Source organism: Nocardiopsis synnemataformans (assembly GCF_965343085.1).
Classification (GTDB): Bacteria; Actinomycetota; Actinomycetes; order Streptosporangiales; family Streptosporangiaceae; genus Nocardiopsis; species Nocardiopsis alborubida.
In genome coordinates, this window is the sequence record NZ_CBDRFA010000018.1 from 1 (window position 1) to 24139 (window position 24139).

23 protein-coding genes, 1 pseudogene and 1 riboswitch are annotated in these 24139 nt (G+C 72.2%); of the genes and pseudogenes, 18 read left to right on the top strand and 6 right to left on the bottom strand.

The window, feature by feature from the left end; genetic code table 11:
- The 4 genes from ACSIH6_RS12590 to ACSIH6_RS12605 all read left to right on the top strand — a co-directional run.
- Positions 1 to 322: HNH endonuclease signature motif containing protein (locus ACSIH6_RS12590; protein ID WP_435108445.1), on the top strand; the 322-nt coding region annotated here is incomplete at its 5' end.
- Positions 323 to 847: 525 nt separating this feature from the next.
- Positions 848 to 1123, top strand: coding sequence for a GntR family transcriptional regulator (locus tag ACSIH6_RS12595; RefSeq protein ID WP_435108446.1), 276 nt, complete (start codon positions 848 to 850; stop codon positions 1121 to 1123).
- On the top strand, positions 1120 to 1398 hold the full coding sequence (locus ACSIH6_RS12600; protein ID WP_435108447.1) for a hypothetical protein: 279 nt from the start codon (positions 1120 to 1122) through the stop codon (positions 1396 to 1398). Before ACSIH6_RS12595 ends, ACSIH6_RS12600 begins: the two co-directional genes overlap by 4 nt.
- A complete protein-coding gene (locus ACSIH6_RS12605; protein WP_435108448.1) occupies positions 1383 to 2273 on the top strand; it encodes a dihydrodipicolinate synthase family protein in 891 nt (296 codons plus the stop codon). Before ACSIH6_RS12600 ends, ACSIH6_RS12605 begins: the two co-directional genes overlap by 16 nt.
- A 259-nt stretch (positions 2274 to 2532) precedes the next feature.
- Here ACSIH6_RS12605 and ACSIH6_RS12610 read toward each other — a convergent pair whose 3' ends face one another.
- Both ACSIH6_RS12610 and ACSIH6_RS12615 read right to left on the bottom strand, forming a co-directional pair.
- On the bottom strand, positions 2533 to 2874 hold the full coding sequence (locus ACSIH6_RS12610) for an AQJ64_40280 family protein (RefSeq protein WP_435108449.1): 342 nt from the start codon (positions 2872 to 2874) through the stop codon (positions 2533 to 2535).
- A 111-nt stretch (positions 2875 to 2985) separates the two neighbouring features.
- Entirely contained in the window at positions 2986 to 3750 is a 765-nt protein-coding gene (locus tag ACSIH6_RS12615) for a DUF1932 domain-containing protein (RefSeq protein WP_435108450.1), read from the bottom strand.
- 82 nt (positions 3751 to 3832) lie between these two features.
- Between ACSIH6_RS12615 and ACSIH6_RS12620 the strand changes: the two genes are divergently transcribed.
- The 8 genes from ACSIH6_RS12620 to ligK all read left to right on the top strand — a co-directional run bounded on the left by ACSIH6_RS12620 (position 3833) and on the right by ligK (position 11462).
- Positions 3833 to 4510 (top strand): GntR family transcriptional regulator, encoded by a 678-nt coding sequence (locus ACSIH6_RS12620; protein WP_435108451.1) that lies wholly within the window; start codon positions 3833 to 3835, stop codon positions 4508 to 4510.
- Positions 4511 to 4618: 108 nt separating this feature from the next.
- Complete coding sequence (locus tag ACSIH6_RS12625) at positions 4619 to 5590, top strand: DUF6282 family protein (protein WP_435108452.1); 972 nt, start codon at positions 4619 to 4621, stop codon at positions 5588 to 5590.
- Entirely contained in the window at positions 5587 to 6354 is a 768-nt protein-coding gene (locus ACSIH6_RS12630; protein ID WP_435108453.1) for an ABC transporter ATP-binding protein, read from the top strand. The genes ACSIH6_RS12625 and ACSIH6_RS12630 overlap by 4 nt, the downstream gene beginning before the upstream one ends.
- Positions 6351 to 7211, top strand: a complete 861-nt coding sequence (locus ACSIH6_RS12635; protein ID WP_435108454.1) for an ABC transporter permease — start codon at positions 6351 to 6353, stop codon at positions 7209 to 7211. Before ACSIH6_RS12630 ends, ACSIH6_RS12635 begins: the two co-directional genes overlap by 4 nt.
- 85 nt (positions 7212 to 7296) lie before the next feature.
- On the top strand, positions 7297 to 8322 hold the full coding sequence (locus tag ACSIH6_RS12640; RefSeq protein WP_435108455.1) for an ABC transporter substrate-binding protein: 1026 nt from the start codon (positions 7297 to 7299) through the stop codon (positions 8320 to 8322).
- A 118-nt stretch (positions 8323 to 8440) separates the two neighbouring features.
- Positions 8441 to 9721 (top strand): 4-oxalomesaconate tautomerase, encoded by a 1281-nt coding sequence (locus ACSIH6_RS12645; RefSeq protein ID WP_435108456.1) that lies wholly within the window; start codon positions 8441 to 8443, stop codon positions 9719 to 9721.
- Complete coding sequence (locus tag ACSIH6_RS12650; RefSeq protein WP_435108457.1) at positions 9721 to 10737, top strand: amidohydrolase family protein; 1017 nt, start codon at positions 9721 to 9723, stop codon at positions 10735 to 10737. Before ACSIH6_RS12645 ends, ACSIH6_RS12650 begins: the two co-directional genes overlap by 1 nt.
- A gap of 41 nt (positions 10738 to 10778) precedes the next feature.
- Entirely contained in the window at positions 10779 to 11462 is a 684-nt protein-coding gene (gene ligK / locus ACSIH6_RS12655; RefSeq protein WP_435108458.1) for a 4-carboxy-4-hydroxy-2-oxoadipate aldolase/oxaloacetate decarboxylase, read from the top strand.
- A 171-nt stretch (positions 11463 to 11633) separates the two neighbouring features.
- Here the strand turns inward: ligK and ACSIH6_RS12660 are convergent, their stop codons facing one another.
- Positions 11634 to 12440 (bottom strand): FadR/GntR family transcriptional regulator, encoded by an 807-nt coding sequence (locus ACSIH6_RS12660; RefSeq protein ID WP_435108459.1) that lies wholly within the window; start codon positions 12438 to 12440, stop codon positions 11634 to 11636.
- 360 nt (positions 12441 to 12800) lie between these two features.
- Between ACSIH6_RS12660 and ACSIH6_RS12665 the strand changes: the two genes are divergently transcribed.
- Both ACSIH6_RS12665 and nhaC read left to right on the top strand, forming a co-directional pair.
- Positions 12801 to 13934, top strand: a complete 1134-nt coding sequence (locus ACSIH6_RS12665; RefSeq protein ID WP_435108460.1) for a trans-sulfuration enzyme family protein — start codon at positions 12801 to 12803, stop codon at positions 13932 to 13934.
- 36 nt (positions 13935 to 13970) lie between these two features.
- Positions 13971 to 15419 carry a Na+/H+ antiporter NhaC gene (gene nhaC, locus ACSIH6_RS12670; protein WP_435108461.1) on the top strand — a complete coding sequence of 483 codons (1449 nt, stop codon included), beginning with the start codon at positions 13971 to 13973 and terminating at the stop codon, positions 15417 to 15419.
- A gap of 114 nt (positions 15420 to 15533) precedes the next feature.
- Here the strand turns inward: nhaC and ACSIH6_RS12675 are convergent, their stop codons facing one another.
- Complete coding sequence (locus ACSIH6_RS12675) at positions 15534 to 18866, bottom strand: AAA family ATPase (protein ID WP_435108462.1); 3333 nt, start codon at positions 18864 to 18866, stop codon at positions 15534 to 15536.
- A gap of 182 nt (positions 18867 to 19048) precedes the next feature.
- Positions 19049 to 19255, top strand: a riboswitch (cobalamin riboswitch).
- A gap of 54 nt (positions 19256 to 19309) precedes the next feature.
- Here ACSIH6_RS12675 and ACSIH6_RS12680 point away from each other — a divergent pair.
- From ACSIH6_RS12680 to cobM, 4 genes are read left to right on the top strand one after another with little or no spacing between them, the layout of a single operon-like run.
- Positions 19310 to 20236, top strand: coding sequence for a ferredoxin-like domain-containing protein (locus tag ACSIH6_RS12680; RefSeq protein ID WP_435108463.1), 927 nt, complete (start codon positions 19310 to 19312; stop codon positions 20234 to 20236).
- Entirely contained in the window at positions 20233 to 20898 is a 666-nt protein-coding gene (locus ACSIH6_RS12685) for a precorrin-8X methylmutase (RefSeq protein WP_435108464.1), read from the top strand. Before ACSIH6_RS12680 ends, ACSIH6_RS12685 begins: the two co-directional genes overlap by 4 nt.
- Positions 20895 to 22439, top strand: coding sequence for a precorrin-2 C(20)-methyltransferase (locus ACSIH6_RS12690; protein ID WP_435108465.1), 1545 nt, complete (start codon positions 20895 to 20897; stop codon positions 22437 to 22439). The genes ACSIH6_RS12685 and ACSIH6_RS12690 overlap by 4 nt, the downstream gene beginning before the upstream one ends.
- A complete protein-coding gene (gene cobM, locus ACSIH6_RS12695) occupies positions 22424 to 23206 on the top strand; it encodes a precorrin-4 C(11)-methyltransferase (RefSeq protein ID WP_435108466.1) in 783 nt (260 codons plus the stop codon). The genes ACSIH6_RS12690 and cobM overlap by 16 nt, the downstream gene beginning before the upstream one ends.
- Here the strand turns inward: cobM and ACSIH6_RS39460 are convergent.
- A pseudogene (locus tag ACSIH6_RS39460) lies at positions 23175 to 23297 on the bottom strand (hypothetical protein); the annotation flags it as partial. The gene cobM and the pseudogene ACSIH6_RS39460 sit on opposite strands and share 32 nt — an antisense overlap.
- A 42-nt stretch (positions 23298 to 23339) precedes the next feature.
- The gene (locus ACSIH6_RS12700; RefSeq protein WP_435108467.1) at positions 23340 to 23942 is read right to left on the bottom strand and encodes a Uma2 family endonuclease; all 603 of its coding nucleotides are present in this window, start codon (positions 23940 to 23942) and stop codon (positions 23340 to 23342) included.
- Between the last annotated feature and the right edge of the window lie 197 nt (positions 23943 to 24139).

Sequence of the window (24139 nt, forward strand, 5' to 3'; positions counted from 1 at the left end):
GCGGGTGCTGGACGCGGTCCCCAACCGCCGCCTGGCCTCAGCCCGACAGCGCACCGCCGCCTTCCACGGACACACCACATGCGCCCACCCAGGTGGATGCGAAGCACCCGTGACCTGGTGCCAGGCCGACCACATCACCTCGTTCTCCCGGGGAGGGCGCACCGAGGTAGCGAACCTGCAACCGCTGTGCGGGCCGCACAACAGGGCCAAGTACCAACGCGAACTCCGCACCCACCACCGCACCCGCACCGGAGCCGGAACAGGACCCCCGGGACGGGGCCACCCGCCCGGCGGGGGATCAGATCCGCCACCCCGGGAATGACTCCCGGCCGGGCCCGGCCCCGGCATGCCCGCGCCCGGCAAGCAGCCCGGGCCCAACGCCCACCGTCGTCGCCGCCACCGTCGCCCACCCCCACCACCGGGGGTCGGCACCGCTACCCGAGACCAGAGAGCCCGCCTGCCTTTGGTGCCAACGCAGCAAAGCCCCACCACCTACCAACCCCCGCCGTTGACCACCCTCCCGCACCACCACGCGGCAGCTGCCGACGCCACCTCCGGCCACCACCCACAGCCAGAGCGTCAAACGGGGACCCCGGACACCCGCTGCCCTTGGTGCCAACACAGGAGCGAGCAACCACCCGCGAACAGCAAGCGTTGCCCGCCCACCCAAAGCCGCTCCCGACTGAGGCCGCAGCGCCCACCTCACACAAGAGGCTGACCCGCCATACGGGACACCAAGGGCAAGAACCGTGTCCACCGGCTGGCCCCGCCCTGTCGGGAGCCTGATTTGAAGGCCACAGAGCCCTCGGTATTTTGTCCTGGGATATCAGGCCGTATGGTGATGGGCATGTCTGGGCCGCCCATCACCGGGGACTCGGTGTCCGCGATCGCCGACTCGGTGCGCGACCTGGTCGCGCTCGGGAAACTGCGTGCGGGTGACGTACTGCCCCCGGTTCGCGCGTTGGCCGCCCAGCAGGGGGCGAACCGCAACACCGCCGGTGCCGCCTACGCCGCGCTGGCCGCGGCGGGTGTGGTCGAGACCCGCCGCCGCGGGGGCACGGTGGTGCGCGGGATCGTGCCCGTGTCCGGTGAGGGGGCACCGGTTCCCTGCGCGGGCTGTTGACCGAAGCGCTGGACGCGCGGGCTGCCCTGGCCGCGGGGGCCGACGGGGTCAACGTGTGGGTCCCGCTGACCGGCGCCCCGGAGGCGGCGGTGGTCGCGGACCTGGCTGGCCACGGGTGGGCCGTGCGCCCCGGATCGCTGTCCCCCCTCACACACCGCCCGGCCGTCCGCGTCACCACCTCCGCCCTCCTCCCCGAACACGCCGAGGCCTTCGCCGCCCGGCTGACCACCGCCCCTGCCCCGAACACGAAGGAAAGACCATGTTCACCGGCCTGAGCGCCTTCCCCCTGACCCCGCTGGACGACGACCGCTTCGACGAGCGGGCCTACGCCGGACTGATCACCCGTCTGGCCGAGGCGGGCGTCGACTCCATCGGCGCGCTGGGATCGACCGGCTCCTATGCCTACCTGGACCGCGACGAACGCCACCGCGTGGCCCGTGCGGCGGTGCGGCACGCGAACGGCACACCGGTGGTCGTCGGTATCGGCGCGCTGCGCACCTCCCATGTGCGGGCCCTGGCCCAGGACGCCCAGCGGGCCGGCGCGTCCGCCGTGCTGTTGGCCCCGGTGAGCTACCAGCCGCTCACCGAAGAGGACGTGTTCGCGCTCTACGAGAGCGTCACCGCCGAGCTGTCGGTGCCCCTGGTGGTCTACGACAACCCCGGCACGACGCGCTTCACCTTCTCGACCGAGCTGTACGCGCGCATCGCCGCGCTGCCCTCCGTGGCCGCGATCAAGATCCCGCCGGTGCCCTCGGACCCGGTGGCCGCTCGCGAGCGCGTGGCGGCGGTCCGCGCGGCCGTCCCCGACCACGTGAGCATCGGGATCTCCGGCGACAGCGTCGCCGCGACCGGGCTCAACGCCGGCTGCCAGGCCTGGTTCTCCGTGGTGGGCGGGACCCTGCCCGCCACCGCCCTGCCCCTGGTCCGCGCCGCCCTGAGCGGTGACGCCGAGGGGGCCGTGGCCGAGTCGGAGCGGCTGCGCCCGCTGTGGGAGGTGTTCGCCTCCCACGGCAGCCTGCGCGTGAGCGCCGCGATCGCCGAACACCTGGGCCTGGTCGCCCCGCGCTGCCTGCCCCAACCGATCCTGGGGCTGCCCGCAGCCGAGCGGGAGCGGGTGGCCCGTGTGGTCGGGGAACTGGGCCTGGCCTGAGCGGCGCCAGCGCACGCCCCCGGCGGGGTCGGCCCGCCACGCCGCTACCGCCGCGCTGACGCGCTCCGCCGACGTCGGCGGTACGGCGACCACCCGCAGCGCGGCCGGTCCGCTCTTCCCGGTGCTGGTCAGGCCGGGAGTCCGGACCGCGGTCGACGCGATCCTGGCGCCGCCGAGGGAAACGGGCGACCTGACTCCGGTGAGGTGCGCGCACGCGGTGTCGGGGCAGCGGGTCGCGGCGGGTTCCGGTTGCGCCTGTTCAGTCCTGCCCGGTCGCGGCCAGGGCGTCGCGCACCTGGCCGCCGACGATCTGGCGCACGGCCGTTCCGGGAAGGCACGGGTACTCCGCCCAGTGCGTGACCTGCTCCTCCGTGTCGCCGCCGTGGGGCTTGCGCAGCACCCAGTCCGAGTCGACGAAGACGTCCCTGATCTCCTCACCCGTGCTCTCGTCGGGGTGGGTACGGCGAAAGTGCATCGGAAGGACCAGCCAGAACTCCTCCCCGTCCGGATAGCGGCCGGTCACGGCTCCCAGCACGGCGGCGCCGTCGTGCGGAAGGCCCTCCTCGACGCTGACCCAGTCCACCTCGGCCTTCCTCGCCATGCGCGACCTCTCCCCCTCGGTGTCCGGAAGACGGCGAACGCCCCCACGCTACTCATGGGGGCGGGGCACGCGATACCGACGTCGTCCCCGGGACCGCCGCACCGGGCGGCCTCAGGCGCTCAACCTGCGCAGGTGCGCGAGCGTGGCCTCGGTGACGGGGCGCTCCACGCCGAGTTCGGTCAGGTAGTCCGCCGCCGCCTCCATCTCGTGCACGCGCCGTCCGGCGTGCTGACGGGTGCCCTCCACTAGCCGGCCCACCAGATCCCGGCCGTTCTCGCCCAGCTCGGCGGCGATCTGGTCGCGGATCTCCTCCTCCGCTCCGGCGGCGCCCGCGGCGTCGAGCGACTCAATGATCAGCGCGGCCAGCCCTTTCATGAACACGCTGCGCAGCAGCTTTCTGGCCGCGGCGTCACCGGCCTCGCGGGAGACCGCGCGGACGGGCGTGCCCAGGGACGACAGCCGCGCGGTGAAGGCCTCCGCTCCGTTTCCGGCCGCGAGCAGCGGTGTGCGGCTGCCCGCCCGCGGGACGGGGGCCATGACCGCGACGTCGGCGAAGGGCACCCCGAAGTCGGCGGCCAGCGCGCCGATCGCGCCCTTCTCGCCCGGGGAGAGGGTGTTCAGGTCCGCGTAGACGGCCGTGTCGGGCAACAGGGGCAGCACCCGCGCGGCGACCTCCCCCGCGGCGGAGGGGCCGACGAGGCTGATGACGACCTCCGCACCGGCGAGTGCGTCCTCCAGTTCGGAGCGCTGCACGATGGGCGTGTCGGACAACGAGACGAAGGGGTCGTGGCCCTGGACCCGGGCCCCGGCCCGCGCCAGCCCCTCGCCGATGAGCCGGCCCGCCTCGCCCAGGCCGACCATTGTGATGACGGTCATCTCGTCCTCCGGTAACGAAGCCATCTTGGCGTCAACAACATTGTTTACAATAATGCATACCAAGTTGAGCGAAAGGAAGACCATGACCCAGGAGGCAGTGGGCCAGGGGACGCGCCAGGGCGTCAGCGACGCCGAGCGCGTGACGTCACAGCTTCGACAGGCCATCGTCGCCGGCGAGTTCGCGCCCCGGCAGCGGCTCGTGGAAACGGACCTCATCGAGATGTTCGACGCCAGCCGGGGCGCGGTGCGCGCGGCCCTGGCGACGCTCACGGTGGAGGGCCTGGTGGAGAGGGTCCGCAACCGCGGCGCCCGGGTGCGCGCCGTGGATCTGGATGAGGCACTGGAGATCGTCGAGGTGCGCGCGGCCCTGGAGTCGCTGTGCGCGGCCCGAGCCGCCGAGCGCATCGACGAGGCCGGCGTGGCGAGGCTGCGCGCCCTCGGCGAGGTGATGCGCGAGGCCGTGGAGGCGGGCGACGGCGAGGCCTACTCGCAGGCCAACCGCGATCTGCACCAGGAGGTGATGGACATCAGCGGCGCCAAGGTAGCGCCCGACGTCGTCATGCGCCTACGCGCCCAGAACGTCAGGTACCGCATCCGGCTGGCCATGCAGCCCAACCGTCCGGCCACGTCGCTGCCCGAGCACCTGGAGATCGTGGAGGCTGTCTGCGCGAAGGATCCGGACCGTGCCGCGGAGGCCATGCGGGCGCATCTGAACAGCGTTCACCAGGCCACGCGGGACTACTTCGCCGAGCGGGGGTGAGCGCCTGCCCCGGGGGCACCGGCTCTGACCAGATGTTACGTGGGTATTGACTGTCGTCACCAAGATCGTTAACAATGTCGCTGACCAGTTTGTTTGCAAAGGGGCGGCATGTTGCATCATCAAGAACCCAGCGCACACGCCCGCGAGCTCGTCCGGGGCGCCTACGACATCCACGTCCACATCGCCCCCGATGTGATGAAGCGCAGGGTGAGTGACCTCGAACTCGCCCCGCGCTTCCAACAGCTCGGCATGGCGGGCTTCGTACTCAAGTCCCACTACACGCCCACGGCCGAACGGGCCGAGGTGGTCCGCGCCGTCCACCCGGGCGTCGACGTGCTCGGCGCCATCACACTCAACGCCTCCGTGGGCGGGCTCAACCCTGTCGCGGTCGAGATCGCGGCACGCGGCGGCGCCCAGTTCGTCTGGCTGCCGACCGTGGACAGCGACAACCAGCGCAGCTGTCTGGAGGAGACCCCCGACGGGGCCACACCCCCCATGTGGGCCCGCATCCAGCAGGACCTGCGGGACGCGGGGATCGTCAGCCCCGCCGTCGACGTGCTCGACGGGGACGGGGAGGTCACGGCCGCGACCCGCCAGGTCATCGACGTCATCGCCAAGCACGACATGACGCTGGCCACCGGGCACCTGCACGGGGACGAGTCCGCGAAGGTGGTCGCGCTCGCCCGCGAACGCGGAGTCCGGCGCATCGTCGTCACCCACCCCGAGTTCACCTCGCAGCGCATCCCCGCGGAGAACCAGAGGGCGCTCGCCGACCACGGCGCCTACCTGGAGCGCTGTCTGACCACCCCCCTGACCGGCAAGGTGTCCTGGCAGGTGTGGCTGGACAACATCCGGTCGGCGGGTCCCGCGTCCTCCGTCATCAGCTCCGACCTGGGCCAGCCCTTCAACCCCCCGGTGGAGGACGGCCTGGCGCTGGCCGCCGACGTCCTCCTCGACAACGGCTTCACCGATCAGGAGGTGCGCCTGATGGTGGTGCACAACTCGCGTCGGCTCGCGGGCGCGGACCCGCTCCCCGACGCACCGTCTGCCCACCGCGCGGAGGAGGCGGTCTCCCCGTGAGCGTCGTCCTGGAGGTCGAGCACCTCACCAAGGAGTTCCAGCGCGACGACGTCGCCACGGTGGCCCTGCGCGACTTCAACCTCACCATCGAGGAGGGCACCTTCGTCACCATCCTCGGCCGCTCCGGCTGCGGCAAGTCCACCATGCTGAACCTGCTCTCCGGGCTGTCCAAGCCGACCGCGGGGCGGGTGCTGCACCGGGGCAGCCCGCACACCGGCCCCACCCCCGACATCGGCTACCTCACCCAGACCGACACGCTCATGCCGTGGCGGAGCGTGCAGCGCAACGTCGAGATGCCCATGGAGATCACCGGCACCGCCAGGGCCGAGCGCGAGGCCAAGGCCCGCGAGCTCATCGCCACGGTCGGCCTGGCCGACTTCGCCGACAGCTACCCGCGCGAGCTCTCCGGCGGCATGCGCCGCCGCGCCAGCCTGGCCCGCATGCTGGCCAACGGCGCCGAGACCATCCTGATGGACGAGCCCTTCGGCGCCCTGGACGCGCAGCTGCGCTCCGAGCTCCAGCGGGAGCTGCTGCGCCTGTGGGCCACGACCGGGCACACCATCGTGTTCGTCACCCACGACATCGAGGAGGCCCTGCTGCTCGGCGACCGCGTCGTCGTGCTGGGCCCGCTGGGCACCGTCCTGCTGGACCAGGAGGTGGACATCGACCGACCGCGCGACCCCGACGAGACCAAGGTGCTGCCGCGGTTCGTGGAACTGCACACCACACTGGCCTCCGCGCTGAAGAAGGGAGCCCGGCGATGACCACCGGATCGGTTTCCGGCACCCGCCCCAACGACGGCCTGAGCGCGAGCGGCCCCGTCAAGGAGGCCCGCCGACGCAGCTGGTGGCACCGCAACGGCCGCACCACCCTCGTGTGGGGGCTGCGGGCGGGCGCGCTCCTGGTCTTCCTCCTGCTCTGGCAGGTGGCAGGCGGAGCGGTCGCCAACCCCATGTTCGTCTCCAGCCCGGTCGCCGTGGGGGAACAGCTGCGCGACTGGGTCCTGGACGGCACCCTGGGCACGCACACCTGGATCACCATCCAGGAGGTGCTGCTCGGCTACGTCATCGGCGCCGCCGCGGGCGCCCTCGCCGGGTTCGCGCTCGCCTCGGTCCGCCTCGTCTACGACGTGTTCGAGCCGTTCATGATGGCGCTGTACTCGATCCCGAAGGTGGCCCTCGCCCCGCTGTTCATCGTGTGGTTCGGCATCGGGATCGACATGAAGGTCATCCTGGCGGCCGTGAGCGTGTTCTTCCTGGTGTTCCTCAACACCGCCGCCGGCGTCCGCGACGTCGACCGCGGCCTCATCGACGCCGTCCGGCTGATGGGCGGCTCCAACAGGGACATCGCGCTCAAGGTGGTGCTGCCGGGCTCCATGTCCGGCCTGATGACCGGCCTGAAGGTCTCCATCCCGTACGCGCTCATCGGCGCGGTCATCGGTGAACTCGTCGCCTCCAACCGCGGTCTGGGCTACCTCATCAACGACGCCGCCGCGCAGTTCAACACGGCGGGCGTGTTCGCCGCGGTCGTGGTGCTGACCGCGCTGGCCATGGTCCTCAACGCCCTCGTGGGCGTCCTGGCCTCCCGTGCCAACCGCTGGAAGCCGCTCGACGCCGAGTAGGGCCCCGAACGAACGCCGTGCGGTGCATCCCCTGAGGCCGAGGACGCTCCGCGGCCACCCACCACTCAACCGAGAGCCACACACCATGAAACTCAGCACGCACCTCAAGAGGGCGGCCGCGGTCGCGGCGACCCTGAGCCTCGTCGCGACCGCGGGCTGCGCCGGCGGCGCGGCCGACTCCGACCCGGACGTCCTCAACGTGGGCCAGATCAGCGACTCCGTCGCGTTCTTCCCCCTCTACGTCGCCGAGCAGCAGGGCTACTTCGACGACGAGGGCGTCGAACTCGGCGAGCGCCCCCGCCTGGGCACCGGCGCCAAGCTCGCGGCGGCCCTCACCTCAGGTTCCATCGACGTCGCCGCTGGGGTCCTCACGGACGCGTTCAACCTGGCGGAGAACAACCCGGACACGCAGGTCACCGGCTCCCTCGTCACCGAGTACTACGTGGACGTCGTGACGGCCCCGGACTTCGACGGACCGGCGGCCGACGCGCCCCTGGAGGAGAGGATCCGGGCCCTGGAGGGCAGGAACATCGGCATCACCGGCCCGGGGTCGGGCACCGAGGCGCTGCTCGTCTACCTGTTCGAGCAGGTGGGTCTCGACGCCAAGACCGACGCCACCCTGGTGAACCTGGGCGCGGTCCCCTCGTCGGCCATCGGCGCCCTGTCCGGAGGGCAGGTGGACGCCCTGGCCTTCTTCCAGCCGACCGGCCAGATGGCCGAGGCGGAGGAGGCCGGCGAGATCTACATCTCCCCCCAGCGCGGCGACATCCCCGACCTGTCCGGCGCCCTGCACGGCACGCTGTTCAGCACCGGCACGGTGATCGAGCGCAAGGGCGAGCAGATCGACGCCTTCAACCGGGCCGTCGACCGGGCCCTGGATTTCATCGCGACCGACCGGGAAGGGAGCGCGGAGCTGCTCGCGGCCTATCTGGAGGGCACCGACCCCGAAGCGGTGGAGTCCCTCACCACGATCCTCCCGCAGGAGTTCGCCGACTCGACCCTGGTCACGGAGGACGCCTTCGACGTCGCGGTGGACTTCCACCAGGAGTCCCAGCTGGTCGAAGAGGCGCCCGACTACGACTCCCTCGTCTGGTCCGGGGTCCAGGAGTAGCACGACACGGGGCGGACCCCGCCGCCCGGCGCCGCGACGGCGGCGCGCGGCCCGCCCCGACGACCACCACTCCGCGCCGAGCACGCCGGGCTCCGCGCACGACCGCACGAGGACGAGGATGACACGTTCGAAGACACCGCCAGCAGAGGAAGGGCGCGCGGACGAGCACGCGCGGTCGGCACCGGCGGCGACCGGCCCGGCCGCCGCGCACCGGGCCCACGCGCCGCAACGGGCGCACGGCCCGCGCTCCGGGACGCGGGTCCACGGGCACCAGCTGGCGATCCCCTCGGTCCTGATGCGCGGAGGCACCTCCCGCGGACCGTTCTTCGCCCGCGCGGACCTGCCCGCCGACGACGAGGCCCTCGCCCGGGTGCTGCGGGCCGCGCTCGGCTCTCCCCACCCGTTGCAGGTCGACGGCCTGGGCGGCGGGCATCCGCTCACCTCCAAGGCGGGCATCGTCGGCCCGAGCGCGGAGCCCGGCGTCGACCTCGACTTCCGCTTCGCCCAGCTGCGACCCGACGACGACTCCGTGGACATGGACGCCAACTGCGGCAACCTGCTGGCCGCGGTCGTTCCCTTCGCCGTCGAGACCGGAATGATCGTGCCCGTCGCGGACACCACCACCGCACGAGTGCGCACCCTCAACACCGGGGCGGTCGCGGAGATCTCGGTGCGCACACCACGCGACCGCGACGGCGTGCGCGGCGTCGAGTACGCCGGGGACACCCGCATCGACGGCGCCCCCGGCTCCTCCTCGCCGGTGACGATCGGTTTCCTCGACACCGCCGGATCGGTCGCCGGTTCCCTGCTGCCGACGCGGAAGCGCCGCGACACGGTGGAGGTCCCCGGCATGGGGCCGGTCGAGGTCACCTGCATCGACAACGGGCAGCCCCTCGTCATCGTCTCCGCCTCCGCGCTCGGCGCCACCGGGCGGGAGAGCCCCGCCGAGCTCGCCGCGGACTCCGCGCTGCGCGAGCGGGTCGAGGCGCTGCGGCTGGCCGCCGGAACGCTCATGGGCCTCGGCGACGTCTCGGCCCGCAACTACCCGAAGATGACGCTGGTCTCGCCGCCGCGCGACGGGGGCGCCCTGGCCACGCGCAGCTTCATCCCCCGTGTCGTCCACGAGTCGATCGGGGTGCTGGCCGCCGTCACCGCCGCCACCGCCTGCGTGCTCCCGGGAACGGTCGCGCACGAGCTGGCGGACCTGCCGGTCGCGCACGGCGCCGAGGCCGCCCTGTCCATCGAGCATCCGAGCGGGGCCTTCGAGGTGCGGCTCGGCTGGGAGCCCGGCGACCCCGCCCGCATCACCCGTTCCGCCCTCGTGCGCACCGCACGCGCGCTCATGGCCGGAGACCTCCGCGTCCCCCTGAACGCCTGGAACCCGAAGGAAGAACTCTGATGATCATCGACTGCCACGGACACTTCACCACCGCGCCCGCCGCCCTGGGCCAGTGGCGCCAGACCCAGATCGCGGCGCTCGACGGCGGCCCCGAGCCCGGTGAGCTGCGCATCGGCGACGACGAGCTGCGCGAGGCGATCGAGGGCAACCAGCTCGCCCTCATGGACCAACGCGGGATCGACCTGACCGTGTTCTCCCCGCGGGCCTCCTTCATGGCCCACCACGTCGGGGACTCGACCACCTCCTCCCGGTGGGCCAGGATCTGCAACGACCTCATCGCCCGCGTGGCCGAACTCTTCCCGGAGCGCTTCGCCCCCGCCGCCATGCTCCCGCAGTCCCCGGGCGCGGACCCGGCCGGCTGCCTGCCCGAGCTGCGCCGCGCCGTGGAGGAGCTCGGCGCGGTGGCGATCAACCTCAACCCGGACCCCTCGGGCGGGGCCTGGGACTCCCCGCCGCTCACCGACCGCTCTTGGTATCCCGTCTACGAGGCGATGTGCGAGTACGACATCCCCGCGATGGTGCACGTGTCCACGAGCGTCAACCCCGCCTTCCACACCACCGGGGCGCACTACCTCAACGCCGACACCACGGCCTTCATGCAGCTCGTCCAGGGCGACCTCTTCGCCGACTTCCCTGACCTGCGCCTCGTCATCCCCCACGGAGGCGGGGCAGCGCCCTACCACTGGGGGCGCTTCCGCGGTCTCGCGATGGCGCTCGGCAGACCCGAACTGGAGAAGCACGTGCTCGGCAACGTGTACTTCGACACCTGCGTGTACCACCAGCCGGGCATCGACCTGCTGCTCGACGTCGTGCCGCACGAGAACGTCCTGTTCGCCTCGGAGATGATCGGCGCCGTCCGCGACATCGACCCGCGCACGGGACACCACTTCGACGACACCGGCCGCTACCTCCTCGGCGCGGACCTGCCCGAGGCCGCACGCGAGGCGATCCTGGAGGGCAACGCCCGCCGGGTGTACCCGCGGCTCGACGCCAGGCTGAGGGAGCAGGGCCGCTGAGGACCGCCCCGGACCCATCCACCCACCCACGAGGGAGAGTCATGACCGAGCTCGGAGTCGTCCACCGTTCCATCGAGCGCGCCGCGCCGGAGACCGTCGAGGCGCTGTCCCGCTTCGGGGTCGCCACCGTGCACGAGGCGCAGGGCCGCACGGGCCTGCTGCGGCCCTACGTCCGGCCGGTCTACCCGCGGGCCAGACTGTGCGGGACCGCCGTCACCGTGCTGCTCCAGCCCGGCGACAACTGGATGTTCCACGTCGTCGCCGAACAGATCCGGCCCGGCGACGTCGTCGTGGCCGGTTGCACGACGGAGTCCGAGGACGGGTTCTTCGGCGAACTGCTGGCCACCTCGTTCCGGGCACGGGGCGCGGCGGGCCTGGTCATCGACGGCGGCTGCCGGGACGCCGCCGAACTCGCCGAGATGGACTTCCCCGTCTTCAGCCGTGCGATCAACGCCAAGGGCACCGTGAAGGCGACGCTGGGCTCGGTCAACGTGCCCGTCACCGTGGCCAACGCCCTGATCCACCCGGGCGACGTCGTCGTCGCCGACGCCGACGGCGTCGTCGTGGTGCCCCGCGACCGCGCCGCTGGGGTCGCCGAGGCCGCACGGCTGCGCGAGGAGAACGAGGAGGCCAAGCGCGCCCGGTTCCAGAACGGCGAGCTGGGCCTGGACATCTACGGCATGCGCGAGAAGCTGACGACGGCCGGTCTGCGCTACATCGACTGACCGGTCGGCGCGTCCCCTCACGCGGGAGGGTCGGGAGCAACGGCATCCACAGCCCGGTGGATGCCGTTCGCGTAGGGGCAGGACCGCAATCGCCCCGGCCGGGTGCCCACGGGCGCCGACGCGGTCGCCCCGGCAGCGGCGCCAGCGCACGCCCCCGGCGGGGTCGGCCCCTCAGGCCGGGTCCTTCTCCTGTGAGCCCGCCGCCTTGGGGCGGGTCTCGATCTCGCGCAGGGTGACCTGGAGGTGGTCCTCCATCGCCGCCACCGCGCGGGCGGGGTCACCGCTCAGCACCGCCTCCAGGACCTCCTCGTGCTCGGTCGCGGAGACCGCGGGGTCCTCGGCCGTGGCCAGGAAGCGGCGGTGGCTCTGCTCGCGGCTGTCGGCCAGTGACCGTTCGAGCGCGTCCAGGATCTGGGTGAGGCTCCGGTTGCCGGAGGCCGCGATCAGGGCCTGGTGGAAGGCGAAGTCGGTGCGCACGCGGTTGGGCACGTCCAGGGGGGCGGCGCGCATGTCGGCGATGGCCTGACGGGCCCGGGCGATGTCCTCACGGGTCTGCTCCTCCTCCGGCCCGGCGATGCGCTGCGCGGCCAGCCGGGCGCCGTGCACCTCCAGCGCCTTGCGGATCTCGGTGAACTCCATCAGCGCCCGGCGGTCGCGCAGCACCGACAGGGCCACGAAGTTCTCCACCGGCAGGGCGTTGGGCGAGGCGATGACCGCGGGCTTGCCCTGGCGCCGGTGCACCAGGCCCTTGGCCTCCAGGGTGCTCAGGGCCTCACGCAGCACGACCCGGCTCACCCCGAAGCGTTCGGCGAGTTCCTTCTCCGAGGGCAGCTGGGTGCCCGGCTGCGCGTCGGGGCCCACGCACAGCTCCTCGACGAAGGCGACGACCTGCGAGGTCAGCGAGTTCGGGCGGGCGTGCCGCTGCTGGGACCGGCCCGTGAGCCCTTCGCCCTGGGTCCCCGGCGACGCTGATCCCATCGTGTACGCCTCGTCCTTCACTGGAGGGTTGTGCCGACTCCTCAGCGTACAGACGCCGGGGCCCGCGGGCGGACCCGTGTCCACCCATTGACTACTTAGCAGCTTGTACTACAAGATGACCGAACCGGCACGCGCTCCGCGTCGTCTCGACCGCGAAGCCGTGCCGCGAGCACGCGTGCGAGCGGCGGGTCCTACCACGGACGGCCGCCGACCGCACCGACACGAGCGCGGGCGCCGCCCGCGCGCACGGGCCGCGACGGCGGGCGCGGCGGGCCGGAACCATCCGCCGCCGCGTTCGCGCGAGCGCGCCCAGGAACCGACCGGGGGGCAACGGTGGACAGGTCAGACAGGGAAATCTGCATGAGCGCGTGGGAGGGGCCGGAGAACGTCCACGGCGCGGTCGCCCCTCCGGTGTTCCAGACCAGTATCTTCACCAAACCCTCGTTCGAGGCGTTCATCGAGGAACAGGAAAAGGAACACGAGAGGTACGTCTACAGCCGCGGCGCCAATCCCACGGTGGCCTTCCTGGAGGAAAGGCTGGCCCTTCTGGAGCGCGGCGAGGCGTGTAAGTGCTTCGGGTCCGGAATGGGGGCCATCAGCGCCGTTCTGATGAGCCTGCTGCGCGGCGGCGACCACGTTCTCTTCGTCAACAGCACCTACGGCCCGGCCCTGGAACTGGCCGAGCACCTGCGCGGCTTCGGCATCGACCACACCGTGCTCCCCGACGGCACGTCCGACATCGAGGAGCACCTGCGGGAGAACACGGCGCTCGTCTACGTCGAGAGCCCCGGGACCATGCGGATGAAGGTCCTGGACCTGGCCGAGATCACCCGCACCGCCCGGGCCAGGGGAATCTGGACCGCGATGGACAACACCTGGTCCACGCCGCTCTTCCAGAAGCCGATCCTGGCCGGAGTGGACATCGTCATCCACTCGTGCACCAAGTACATCGGCGGCCACAGCGACGTCCTGGGCGGGGCGGTGATCGGCCCGGCCTCCTTCGTGCGCGACCTCTTCTACACGGGGTTCCAGCTCCTGGGCTCGGTCATGTCGGCCGTCGAGGCGTCGATGGTGCTGCGCGGACTGCGGACGCTGCCGATCAGGATGGCCGAGCACGAGCGCAGCGCCGTGCGGGTGATCGACTACCTCGCGACCCGGCCCGAGGTGGCGGCGATCCACCACCCCCACCACGACCACCGGCCCGACGACCCCGTGATCAGGAACCAGTTCAGCGGTTTCTCCGGACTGCTCAGTTTCGACCTGAAGGACGGTTCCTTCGAAAAGGTCGCGGCTTTCATCAACCGTTTGTCGCTGTTTCGGATCGGCGCGAGCTGGGGCGGCTACGAAAGCCTCGTCACCGCCCCCGTCAGGCCCGGAAACGAGGAGGCGATGCGGGATAAGGGATTCTCCCCCGGAATGATCCGCCTCTCCGTGGGCCTGGAGGGGGCCGACAACCAGATCGAGGATCTCGAAAGGGCCTTCACCGCACTGTAGAAGACCGGAAAGCGGTCATCACCGAGAGGAAAGAAGATGACTAACCCCCCGGACGAACACGTTCGCCGACCCAGTGTGGCGGTGGCGTGCGTCCCCGTGGTCATCACCGTCGCCGTTCTCGTCGGCGGCATCGGCGTCCTGAAGTACCCCGCGGAGCTCATGCTCATCTTCGCGGGGGTGGTGTTCGCCCTCTTCGCGCTCTGGCACGGCGTGCGCTGGGAGGACGTGCTGACGAACATGGGCGAGAAGCTCAAGCGCGCCCTGCCCGCGGTCCTGATCCTGCTCAGCATCGGCATGCTCATCGGCTCGTGGATGATCGCCGGGACGATCCCCCTCATGGTCTACTACGGCCTGGAGCTCATCAACCCCTCCTACCTGTACGTGCTGTCCTTCGTGGCCACCGCGCTCGTCGCCACCTTCACCGGCACGTCCTGGGGCGCCGGCGGAACGATCGGCGTCGCCCTGATCGGGGTGGCCCAGACGATGGACGTGTCGCTGGCGATCACGGCGGGCGCGGTCGTGTCCGGCGCCTACTTCGGGGACAAGCTCTCGCCCCTGTCGGACACGACCAACATGAGCTCGCTCGCGGCGGGCGCCAACCTGTACGAGCACATCCGGCACATGCTCTACACGGCCCTGCCCTCGTCGGTGGTGGCCGTCGTCGTCTTCCTCGTCGCGGGCACCACCATCACCACCTCGTCCGCCAGCCTGGGCGGTATCGACGAGGTCGTCACCGAGCTGGACGGGCTGTTCGCCCTCAACCCGCTGCTGCTGATCCCGGCGCTGGTCGTGCTCGCCGGGTCGGTCATGAGGAAGCCGCCGCTGGTCGTGCTGTTCGCGTCGTCCATGACGGCGCTACTGCTCGCCCTGCTGCTCCAGGGGGCGAACGTGGGCGACATGTTCGCCGCGGTCGTCTCCGGGTTCACGACCGACATGCTGCCGCGGGGGGACGGGGTCTCCGAGGTCCTGGCCGAGCTGCTGAACCGGGGCGGGCTGTACTCGATGTACAACTCGGCGTTCTTCGTCTTCTGCGCCTTCTTCTTCGCCTCGGCGCTGGAGAAGTCGAACGTGCTGCGGGTCCTGCTGGAGGGGCTGATCCAGAAACTGCGGTCCACGGGCAGCCTCATCCTCACCACCCTGCTCTCCGGCTTCACGATCATCAACGGCACCTCCAACGCCCTGGTGACGTTCTTCCTGGTCAAGGACGTCTACGGCGACGCCTACCGGGCCAGGAACCTGCACCCGGTCAACCTGTCGCGCAGCATGGAGGACTCGGTCACGATCACCGAGGTGCTGATGCCCTGGACGGTGTCGGGCGTCTTCTTCGCCACGACCCTGGGCGTGGCCAACTTCGAGTTCCTGCCGTGGGCGGTGTTCAACTGGAGCGGCTTCCTGTTCTCCGCCCTGATCGCCTTCCTGGCGCCGCTGACCCGCGGCTTCGGCATCCGCCGCCTCGAACCGGAGCAGGAGCGCTCCACGGCGTGAGCCCCGCCCCCGGCGGTCATGGGAAAGGGGGAGCGGAGCACGTGCTCCGCTCCCCCTTTCCCGAGGAGGCGATCCGGCCGGTGGCCGCGCGGCGGCGGGGTACTCCCGCGAGGCCTACGGGGCTTCGACGACGTCCTCGGGACGCAGGGTCTGCAACTCCGCCATCCCGGGGTCCTCCCCCGCCAGGGCCGCCGCCTCGATCCGCCTCGCCTGACGGATCACGCTCTCCTCGAACAGCTTGCGGACCTCGCGCCCGTTGCCGTCCCCGAACACCCCGGCCCGCTCGGCCACCAACGCGCCCAGCGCCCCACGCGTCTCCTCGGGCACCAGGAAGTCGTTGCCCTCGGCCATCCCGACGAAGATCCGCACCAGATCGTCAGCGGCGTAGGGGGCGAACTCCACCGTCCGGGAGAACCGCGACTCCAGACCCGGGTTGGTCGCCATGAACGCGCGCATCTCCCCGGTGTAACCGGCGGCGATCACCACCACCTCGTCGCGGTGGTCCTCCATCAGCTTCAGGAGCGTGTCGATGGCCTCCTGGCCGAAGTCGTGACCGCTACCGCCCGGCCGGGCGAGCGCGTACGCCTCGTCGACGAACAGCACACCGCCGCGCGCCCGGTCGAACACCTCGCGCGTGCGCTGGGCGGTGTGGCCCACGTACGAGCCCACCAGGTCCGCCCGGCTGGCCTCCACCACCTGCCCCTGGGCGAGCACCCCCAGGGCGGCCAGCAGCTCCCCGTAGACACGCGCGACCGTGGTCTTGCCCGTTCCCGGAGGCCCGGCGAAGACCAGGTGCCGGGAGGGCAGCGGGGCCTCCAGCCCGGCCGCCTGCCGTCGGCGTCCGGCCGAGATCAGGTTCGTCAGGTCGGCCACCTCCCGCTTCACCGCCGCCAGGCCCACCATGGCGTCCAGTCGCCGCATCAGTTCCTCGACCTGCCCGGCGTCCCTGGGCCCCTCCGCGACCCTGGCGGAGAGCCCGCCGTCCACGACCCCGGCGAGGTCCTCGGGCAGGATCAGCGACAGGTCCTCCGCCGAACCGAAGTCCCCGTCGACGATCCGGGTGGCCTGGGTCTGGACGGTCTCCTCGAACACGCGGCGCGCCTCGCGACCGTTGCCGAAGGTCTCGTCGCGCTTCTGTGCCTGGAAGTGCCGGGTGACCAGCTCCCGCACACCCTCCCCCAGCGTGTAGCCCTGCTTGTGCGCCACCCCCGTGAAGATCGTGGTGAGCTGCTCGGGCGAGTAGTTCTCGAAATCGATGGTGCGGGCGACCCGCGACCGCAGCCCGGGGTTGGCGTCGAGGAAGCCGCGCATCTCGCTGGAGTACCCGGCGAAGACGATGACGACCTCCTCGCGCAGGTCCTCCATGAGCTTGATGAGGGTGTCGATGGCCTCCTGGCCGAAGTCGGAGCCGCTGCCGAACGTGCGGGACAGGGCGTAGGCCTCGTCGACGAACAGGACGCCGCCCCGGGCCCGCTCGACCACCTCGGTGACCTTGGCGCTGGTGCCGCCCAGGTGCTCGGCCACGAGGTCGGGGCGGGCGGCCTCCACGAACTGGCCGCTGCCCAGCACACCCAGGGAGCGCAGGATCCGCCCGTAGAGCCGGGCCACGGTCGTCTTGCCGGTTCCGGGCGGCCCGGAGAAGACCAGGTGGCGGCTGACGTTGAGCTCGGGCAGTCCCGCCGCCACACGTTTGACGTTGACCTGCTGGAAGTTGACGAGGGCGCGAACCTCCTTCTTCACCCCGTCCAGGCCCACCATGGAGTCCAGTTCGGCCAGCAGTTCCTCCAGCGGCTGGGCCTCCCCCTCGGGTGCGTCCGGCGCGGCCGCGCCGCCGCCGTCGGCCGTGGCCCGCGCCCTGACCCTGTCACCGCCCTTGTTCCCGGTGATCTCGGTGTCCTCGGCCTGCACGGTCGCGGTGTCGGCGGCGTCCACCCCCTCACCGGCGTTGCCGGAGACCGTGCACCCCACCAGGCGTACCCGGCTGGTGTCGTACACGGCCAGCCCGGAACCGTCCCCGTCACGGACCTCGGTGTCCTCCAACGTGACCACGGCCCCGTTCTCCACGCCGACTCCGGCCGACGCACACCCGCTCACCGTCGACGAGCGCAGGACCAGCCGCGACTCACCTCCCACGTAGGCACCGTGTAGGGCGCAGTCCGAGATCCGGGCGTCGTCGACCTCGACCTCGGACCCGTCCTTGACGGTCAGCGCGTTGAGCCTGCTGTTGGTGATCGCCATTCCGCGCACCGTGACCGTGCTGTCCTCGGTGACGAGGAGACCGCCCCTGACGTCATCCCCGCTCAGGTCGGTCAGGCTTCCCCGCGCGTCGACGATGTGCGTCATCGTCGACGACTGCGAGGCACGCAACCCGGTGACCTCGAACCGCCCCTTCTGCGCGGCGAACACGCTCCGCCTCTCCAGTGCCTCCGGCGTGCTCTCACGCAGTTCGACGTCCGAGAGCGTCGTCCGGCACTCCTCGACGTAGACCCCGTTCCCACCGACACGGGACAGGGACAGCCTCTCGCCGCTGACTCTGGCCTCCTTTCCGTAGAGGCCTGTCAGGGCGGCGTCCTCGACGACCAGGTCGCGGACGGTCAACGCGCCCCCGGTGGTCGCCAGGGCGCTGGCCCTGGCGTTGGTGATACGGCCGTGGGTGATGGTCATCTCGGAGTCGTCCCAGGCGTACACGGAGTCGCCGCCGGCGCGGCCGCCGTCCACTCTGAGGTGGTCGAACTCCGCCCTGGAGCGCCCGGTCACCCGTACCGGCCAGCCCCGGTCCCCGATGACCGTCAGGTTGGTGAACTTCGGAGCCGCCCCGTCCCGTACGTGGACCGCCTGGGTCTCCTCCCCGCCGCAGTCGGTCAGGACGCAGTCGGTGACCGCGGGCGAGGCCTTGGAGATGTACAGGGTGTGCCACGTGTCGTGGCCCCCGCTGAAGGTGGTCCCGCGGATCTCGGGGGAGTCGGGACCCTCGACGATGAGCACGGCGTCGGTGAAACGGCAGCCGTCCACCTTCCCCGTGGAGTCGTCCACGCTCACGCCGCCGCCCTCGAACCCGCAGTTGGTGAACTCGGCTTCGGCGTTCTTCACGTTCACTCGCGTACTCGCGGAGAAGACGCAGTCGACGGCCTTGAGGGAGGCCTTCGGGTGCACGTACACGGGCGGATACTCGGCCGAGGCGTTGCGCACGTGCACACCGTGCAGTTCCAGCCGCCCCTTGTGCACGTTGAACACGTTCGTGTCGCCCACCGAGACCGTCACGGTGCCGGGACCGTGGAGGGGCACCACGATGACGTGCTGGTTCACGCCGAGCACCCGGGATTCCGCGTAGTGGCCCGGTTCGACGTGCAGGTACAGGTCACAGCCCGCGTACATCGGGGCCCGCAGCGCCGCGTCCAGGCTGGAGAAGGCGTAGGGGTCGGTCTGCGAGATTCGGACCGTGTACATCCATCGGCTCCCGGGAGTAGGGCACGGCGGGGCGAACCGTGCGGAGGATACGCGGTACGTACCGTATCGGCCGGATGCGTCACGCACCGCCGACCGCGCTCCCGTGCCCGGGACCGGCCGCCTTCGGCCACGCCGGAGCCGCGTCGGGGCGAAGGCCCCTGGAGCTGCCCCGGAAGGGGGACGGTACCCTCGTCGAGCCAGTCGAACTCCACCTCGTGGGGCAGGGAACCCGGTGCGAATCCGGGACTGACGCGCAGCGGTGAGGGTGACGGGCGGGCACGCCCCGGGGACGCGCTTCCCCGGGACAGCCACTGGAGCGCACGCTCCGGGAAGGCGCTCCGCACCGGTCGATCCCGAGTCCGAAGACCTGCTGGCGCTGGCGGTGACGGGCCGCCAGGTCAACCGCGGACCCCGCGAACGGGTCCCTGACCCGAAGGACGCGCATGTCCCCGATGGGTTCCCCAATCCCATCCTCCACCGTCCGCTCCCGGCGCGACCGCTGCCCGGGCGCCCTGCGGCCCTGGCCCGCCGATGACGGGCTGCTGGTCCGGCTCCGGCTCGTCGGCGGCAGGCTCCCCGCCCGCTCGCTGCGCGCCCTGGCCGCCGTGGCCCAGGAGTACGGCGACGGCCGGATCCACGTCACCGGGCGGGCCAACGTGCAGCTGCGCGCCCTGCCCGGGAGCGACGGGCGGCTGACTCCCGAGGTGCTCCGGGCCCTGGAGGGAACCGGCCTGCTGCCCTCGCCCGCCCACGAACTGGTCCGCAACGTCATGGTCTCCCCGTGCACGGGACTGGCGGGCGGGAAGGCCGACCTGCGCCCCGTGGCCGCCGCGCTGGACGCGCTGCTGTGCGCCGAACCGCACCGCGCAGCCCTTCCCGGCCGCTTCCTCTTCGCCCTGGACGACGGAAGCGGCGACCTGCTGGAGCGCTCCTGCGACCTGGGGCTCGTCGCCCTCGACGCGCACACCGCCCAGCTCAGGGTCGGGGAGCGCTGGGGCCCGCTGACGCCGCTGGACGAGGCCGCGGACTCACTCGTCCACCTCGCCGACCGGTTCCTGGAACGGCGCGGCGACGGCCCCGCAGCGCCCTGGCACGTCGCCGAACTCGCCTCGCCCCTGACCGACCCGGCGCCGCCGGACCCGAGGCTGCCCGACCCCGCGCCGCCGCTGCCGCACGGCTCGCTGCCCGGGATCGGACGGCACGTCCCCGTGCCCGACGACGGCCTGGACCGGGTCGCCGCCGACGCACTCGCCGCCGAAGCGCTCGACGCCCGATCCGGAGAACTCGTCGTCACGCCGTGGCGCGCCGTTCTCGTCCCCAGGAAGCACGGTCCCGGACAGCCCGGTCACGTCCCCGGGGAGGCGCGGTGACCTCCCCCAGACGCCCGAACCGGCACTACGAGTACGTCGACGACGGGCCCGCGATCTACACCGACTCCTTCGCCACCATCCGGCGCGAGGCCCGGCTCGACCACCTGCCCGCCAACGCCGAACGGCTCGCCGTGCGGATGATCCACGGCACCGGCCAGGTCGACCTCGCCGACGACCTCGTCGTCCACCCCGACCTGGTCCCCTCGGCGCGCGCCGCCCTCCGGGCCGGTGCGCCGATCCTGTGCGACGCGCGCATGGTGGCCTCCGGCGTGACCGCGAGCCGCCTGCCCAGCGACAACGAGGTGCTCTGCCTCCTGGGCGACGAGCGGGTCCCCGCCCTGGCCCTGGAGTGGGGCACCACCCGCACCGCGGCCGCGGTGTCCCTGTGGGAGCCGCTGCTCGACGGCGCCGTGGTCGCCGTCGGCAACGCGCCCACCGCCCTGTTCCACCTGCTGGAGATGCTGGTCGACGGCGCTCCGCGCCCGGCCGCCATCGTCGGCTGCCCGGTCGGCTTCGTCGGCGCCGCCGAGTCCAAGCAGGCGCTGACCGAACTCCGCGACCGACACGGCGTCGACGTCCCCTACGTGACCGCGCGCGGTCGCCGCGGGGGTTCGGCGATGACCTCCTCAGCCCTCAACGCACTCGCCAAGGAGGAAGAGTGACCGGCCGTTTCCACGGCGTCGGCGTCGGCCCCGGCGACCCCGAGCTGATCACCCTCAAGGCGGCCAGGCTCATCGCCGCGGCCGACGTCGTCGCCTACCACGCGGGGGTGGGCAAGGAGTCCAACGCCCGCCGCGTCGCCGACGCCCTGATCCCGGACTCCGTGGTCGAGGAACAGCTGACCTACCCGGTGACCACCGGCGCGACCGACCACCCGGGCGGTTACGCGGGCGCGCTGGCCGACTTCTACGAGGAGTCCGCCGCGCGGCTGGCCGCCCACCTGGACGCCGGACGCGACGTCGTCCTGCTCTCCGAGGGGGATCCGCTGTTCTACGGGTCGTACATGTACATGCACGACCGGCTGTCCGAGCGCTACCCCACCGAGATCGTGCCGGGGATCCCGGCGTTCGCCGCCGCCACGGCCGCCGCGGCCGCCCCGCTGGCCCGGCAGACCGACGTGCTCACCGTGCTGCCCGGCACCCTGCCCGAACCGGAGCTGGCCCGCCGCCTGGCCGACACCGACGCGGCCGTGGTCATGAAGCTGGGCCGGACCTTCCCGGCCGTGCGCCGCGCCCTGGCCGCGGCCGGGCGGCTGGAGCACGCGGTGTACGTGGAGCGGGCCTCGATGGGCGGGGAGCGGCGGCTGCCGGTCGCCGAGGTCGACCCGGCGACGGTGCCCTACTTCTCCCTGGTGCTGGTCACCGGGGACAGCCGCAACGGCCGGCGTTCCCGCGAGGTCGGCGCGGCTGCGCGGACGGGGGCTGCCCAGGCGGCCCAGGCGGCGCAGACGGCGGGTCCCGCCGGACCGGCGGCCGAACTGCTGGTCGTGGGTCTGGGCCCCGGCCCCGAACGCTGGCTCACCCCCGAGGCCCGCGCCGCGCTGGCCGAGGTGGACCACGTGGTGGGCTACGGCCCCTACGTCGACCGGGTCCCGCAGCGCCCCGGGCTCACCCGGCACGCCTCCGGCAACACCGTCGAACTCCAGCGCGCCCGGTTCGCCCTCGACCTGGCCGGGCGCGGCGAACGCGTCGCCGTGGTCTCGGGCGGGGACGCCGGTGTCTTCGGCATGGCCACCGCCGTGTTCGAGGCGGCCGAGGACCCCGCCTACCGGGACGTGCCCGTCCGGGTGCTGCCGGGGGTCAGCGCCGTCCAGGCGGTCGCGGCCCGCGCGGGCGCCCCCGTGGGCGGCGACTTCGCGGTGATGAGCCTGTCGGACCGCCTCAAACCGTGGGAGGTGGTCGAGCGGCGGTTGCGCGCCGTCGCCGAGGCCGACCTGGCGCTGGCCGTCTACAACCCCGCATCCCGGTCCCGAACCGAGCAGGTCGTGACCGCGCGCCGGATCCTGCTGGAGCACCGCAAACCCGACACCGTGGTCGTCGTCGGCCGCGACGTGGGCCGCGACGGCGAGTCCCTGACGGTGACCACCCTGGCCGAACTCGACCCGGCCGCCGTCGACATGCGCTGCCTGCTCATCGTCGGCGCCTCGGGGACCCGGGTCACCGAGACGGGCCGCGTGTGGACCCCGCGGTGGGTGAGGCCGTGACCGTGCACTTCGTGGGCGCGGGGCCCGGCGCCGCCGACCTGCTGACCGTCCGCGCCACGCGGATGCTCGCCGGGGCCGACGCGGTGCTCTACCCCGGCACCTACCTGGACCCGCAGGTCCTGACCCACTGCGCGCCCGGCGCCGAACTGGTGGACACCCAGGGCCTGGACCTGGACCGCATCACCGACCACCTGGTCTCCGCGCACGCCGCGGGCCGCGACGTCGTACGGCTCACCTCCGGTGACCCGTCGCTGTACTCGGCGCTGGCCGAACAGACCCGCAGGCTCGACGCGCACGGCGTTCCGTGGGACGTCACGCCCGGGGTGCCCGCGTACGCGGCCGCCTCGGCGCTGGCGGGGCGGGAACTGACCGTGCCGCTGGTGGCCCAGTCGGTGGTGCTGACCCGGACGCGGGCCCGTTCGACCGCCATGCCCGACACCGAGTCGCTGTCCGCGTTCGCGGCGACCCGGGCCACGCTGGTGCTGCACCTGGCGATCCGGCGGGTGCGCGAGCTGATGGCCGAGATCGAACCCGAGTACGGCGGCGACTGCCCGGTGGTCGTCGTGTACCGGGCCAGCCAGCCGGGCGAGGCGGTGCTGCGCGGCACGGTCTCCACCGTCGCCGACGCGGTGGAGGAGGCCGGGTTCCGGCAGGCGGCGGTGATCCTGGTGGGGCGGGCGCTCGATCCCGGGGCGGGTGGTGAGTCCTACCTCTACGACCCGGCCCGTCCCCGGGTCAGCGATCCGCCGCCAGGCACCACTGGGTGACCGTGCGGGCGGGCGTCCAGCCGGTGAACGCGCCGATGGGCCCGGTGGTCTCGACGGCGACACGGGTCAGCTCACCACCGTGGCGCCGGTGAAGGGCGGTCGGGCCGGGCCGCCCTCGCCCGGGTCGTCAGTGTCAGCGGACGAACCGCTTGAGTGCTTCGGTGTCCAACGTGACGTCGGCTCCGGGGATCTGGACGGCTTCACCGTAAGGATGGGTGCTTCGGTCCAGGTACTGGCCGCGGACGGGTCGGCTGTGGACCACGACGGCGTTGGCGTCCCGGTCCACCAACAGGTAGACGCCGATACCGGTCGCCGCGTAGGCGACGGGCTTCTCAACACGGACGCGGGCATGGGTGTCGGCGTCCCAGGAGGTGACCTCGACGACGGCCAGGACACCCTCCGAATCGGCCCATTCCCCCGCCTGGTCGAAGTGACCGATCGGAGCGAGGATGCCGTCGGGGCGGGCGCGTCCGTTGCGGTAGGTGTCGACCTTGATTCCCAGTCCGCTGGTGATGAGGTCCAGGTCAGGGCGGTGAGCGATGAACTCACGCATCAGCCACGCGAGGATCCCCGCGTGTGCTCCGTCGGTCACCTTGTGGACCCAGACCTTCCCGTTGAACATCTCCATACGAACACGGTCGGCCTCAAACGCCTGTCCGGCGAGGTGCTCGAACAGCTCCGGACTCATCGGAAGCGCTGGTGTTTCGGGTGGCGGGTGGTGTTCTACGACGGTCATGAAGCCCCCTGAGTGATGTCCGTGGTGGTGAGCGACGACGCGGACACGGCTTCTGGCCAGAGTAACGCCGAGGAAGGACGGAAGGTATGGCCGAAGCGGAAATCTGAGGAGCCGAAGTCCCACAGGGCACCGAGGAGCGGACCGCACTGTCCCCACGACGCGCCACAGCCGCCCCAGCCGGGAGCGGCTGGCTCCGT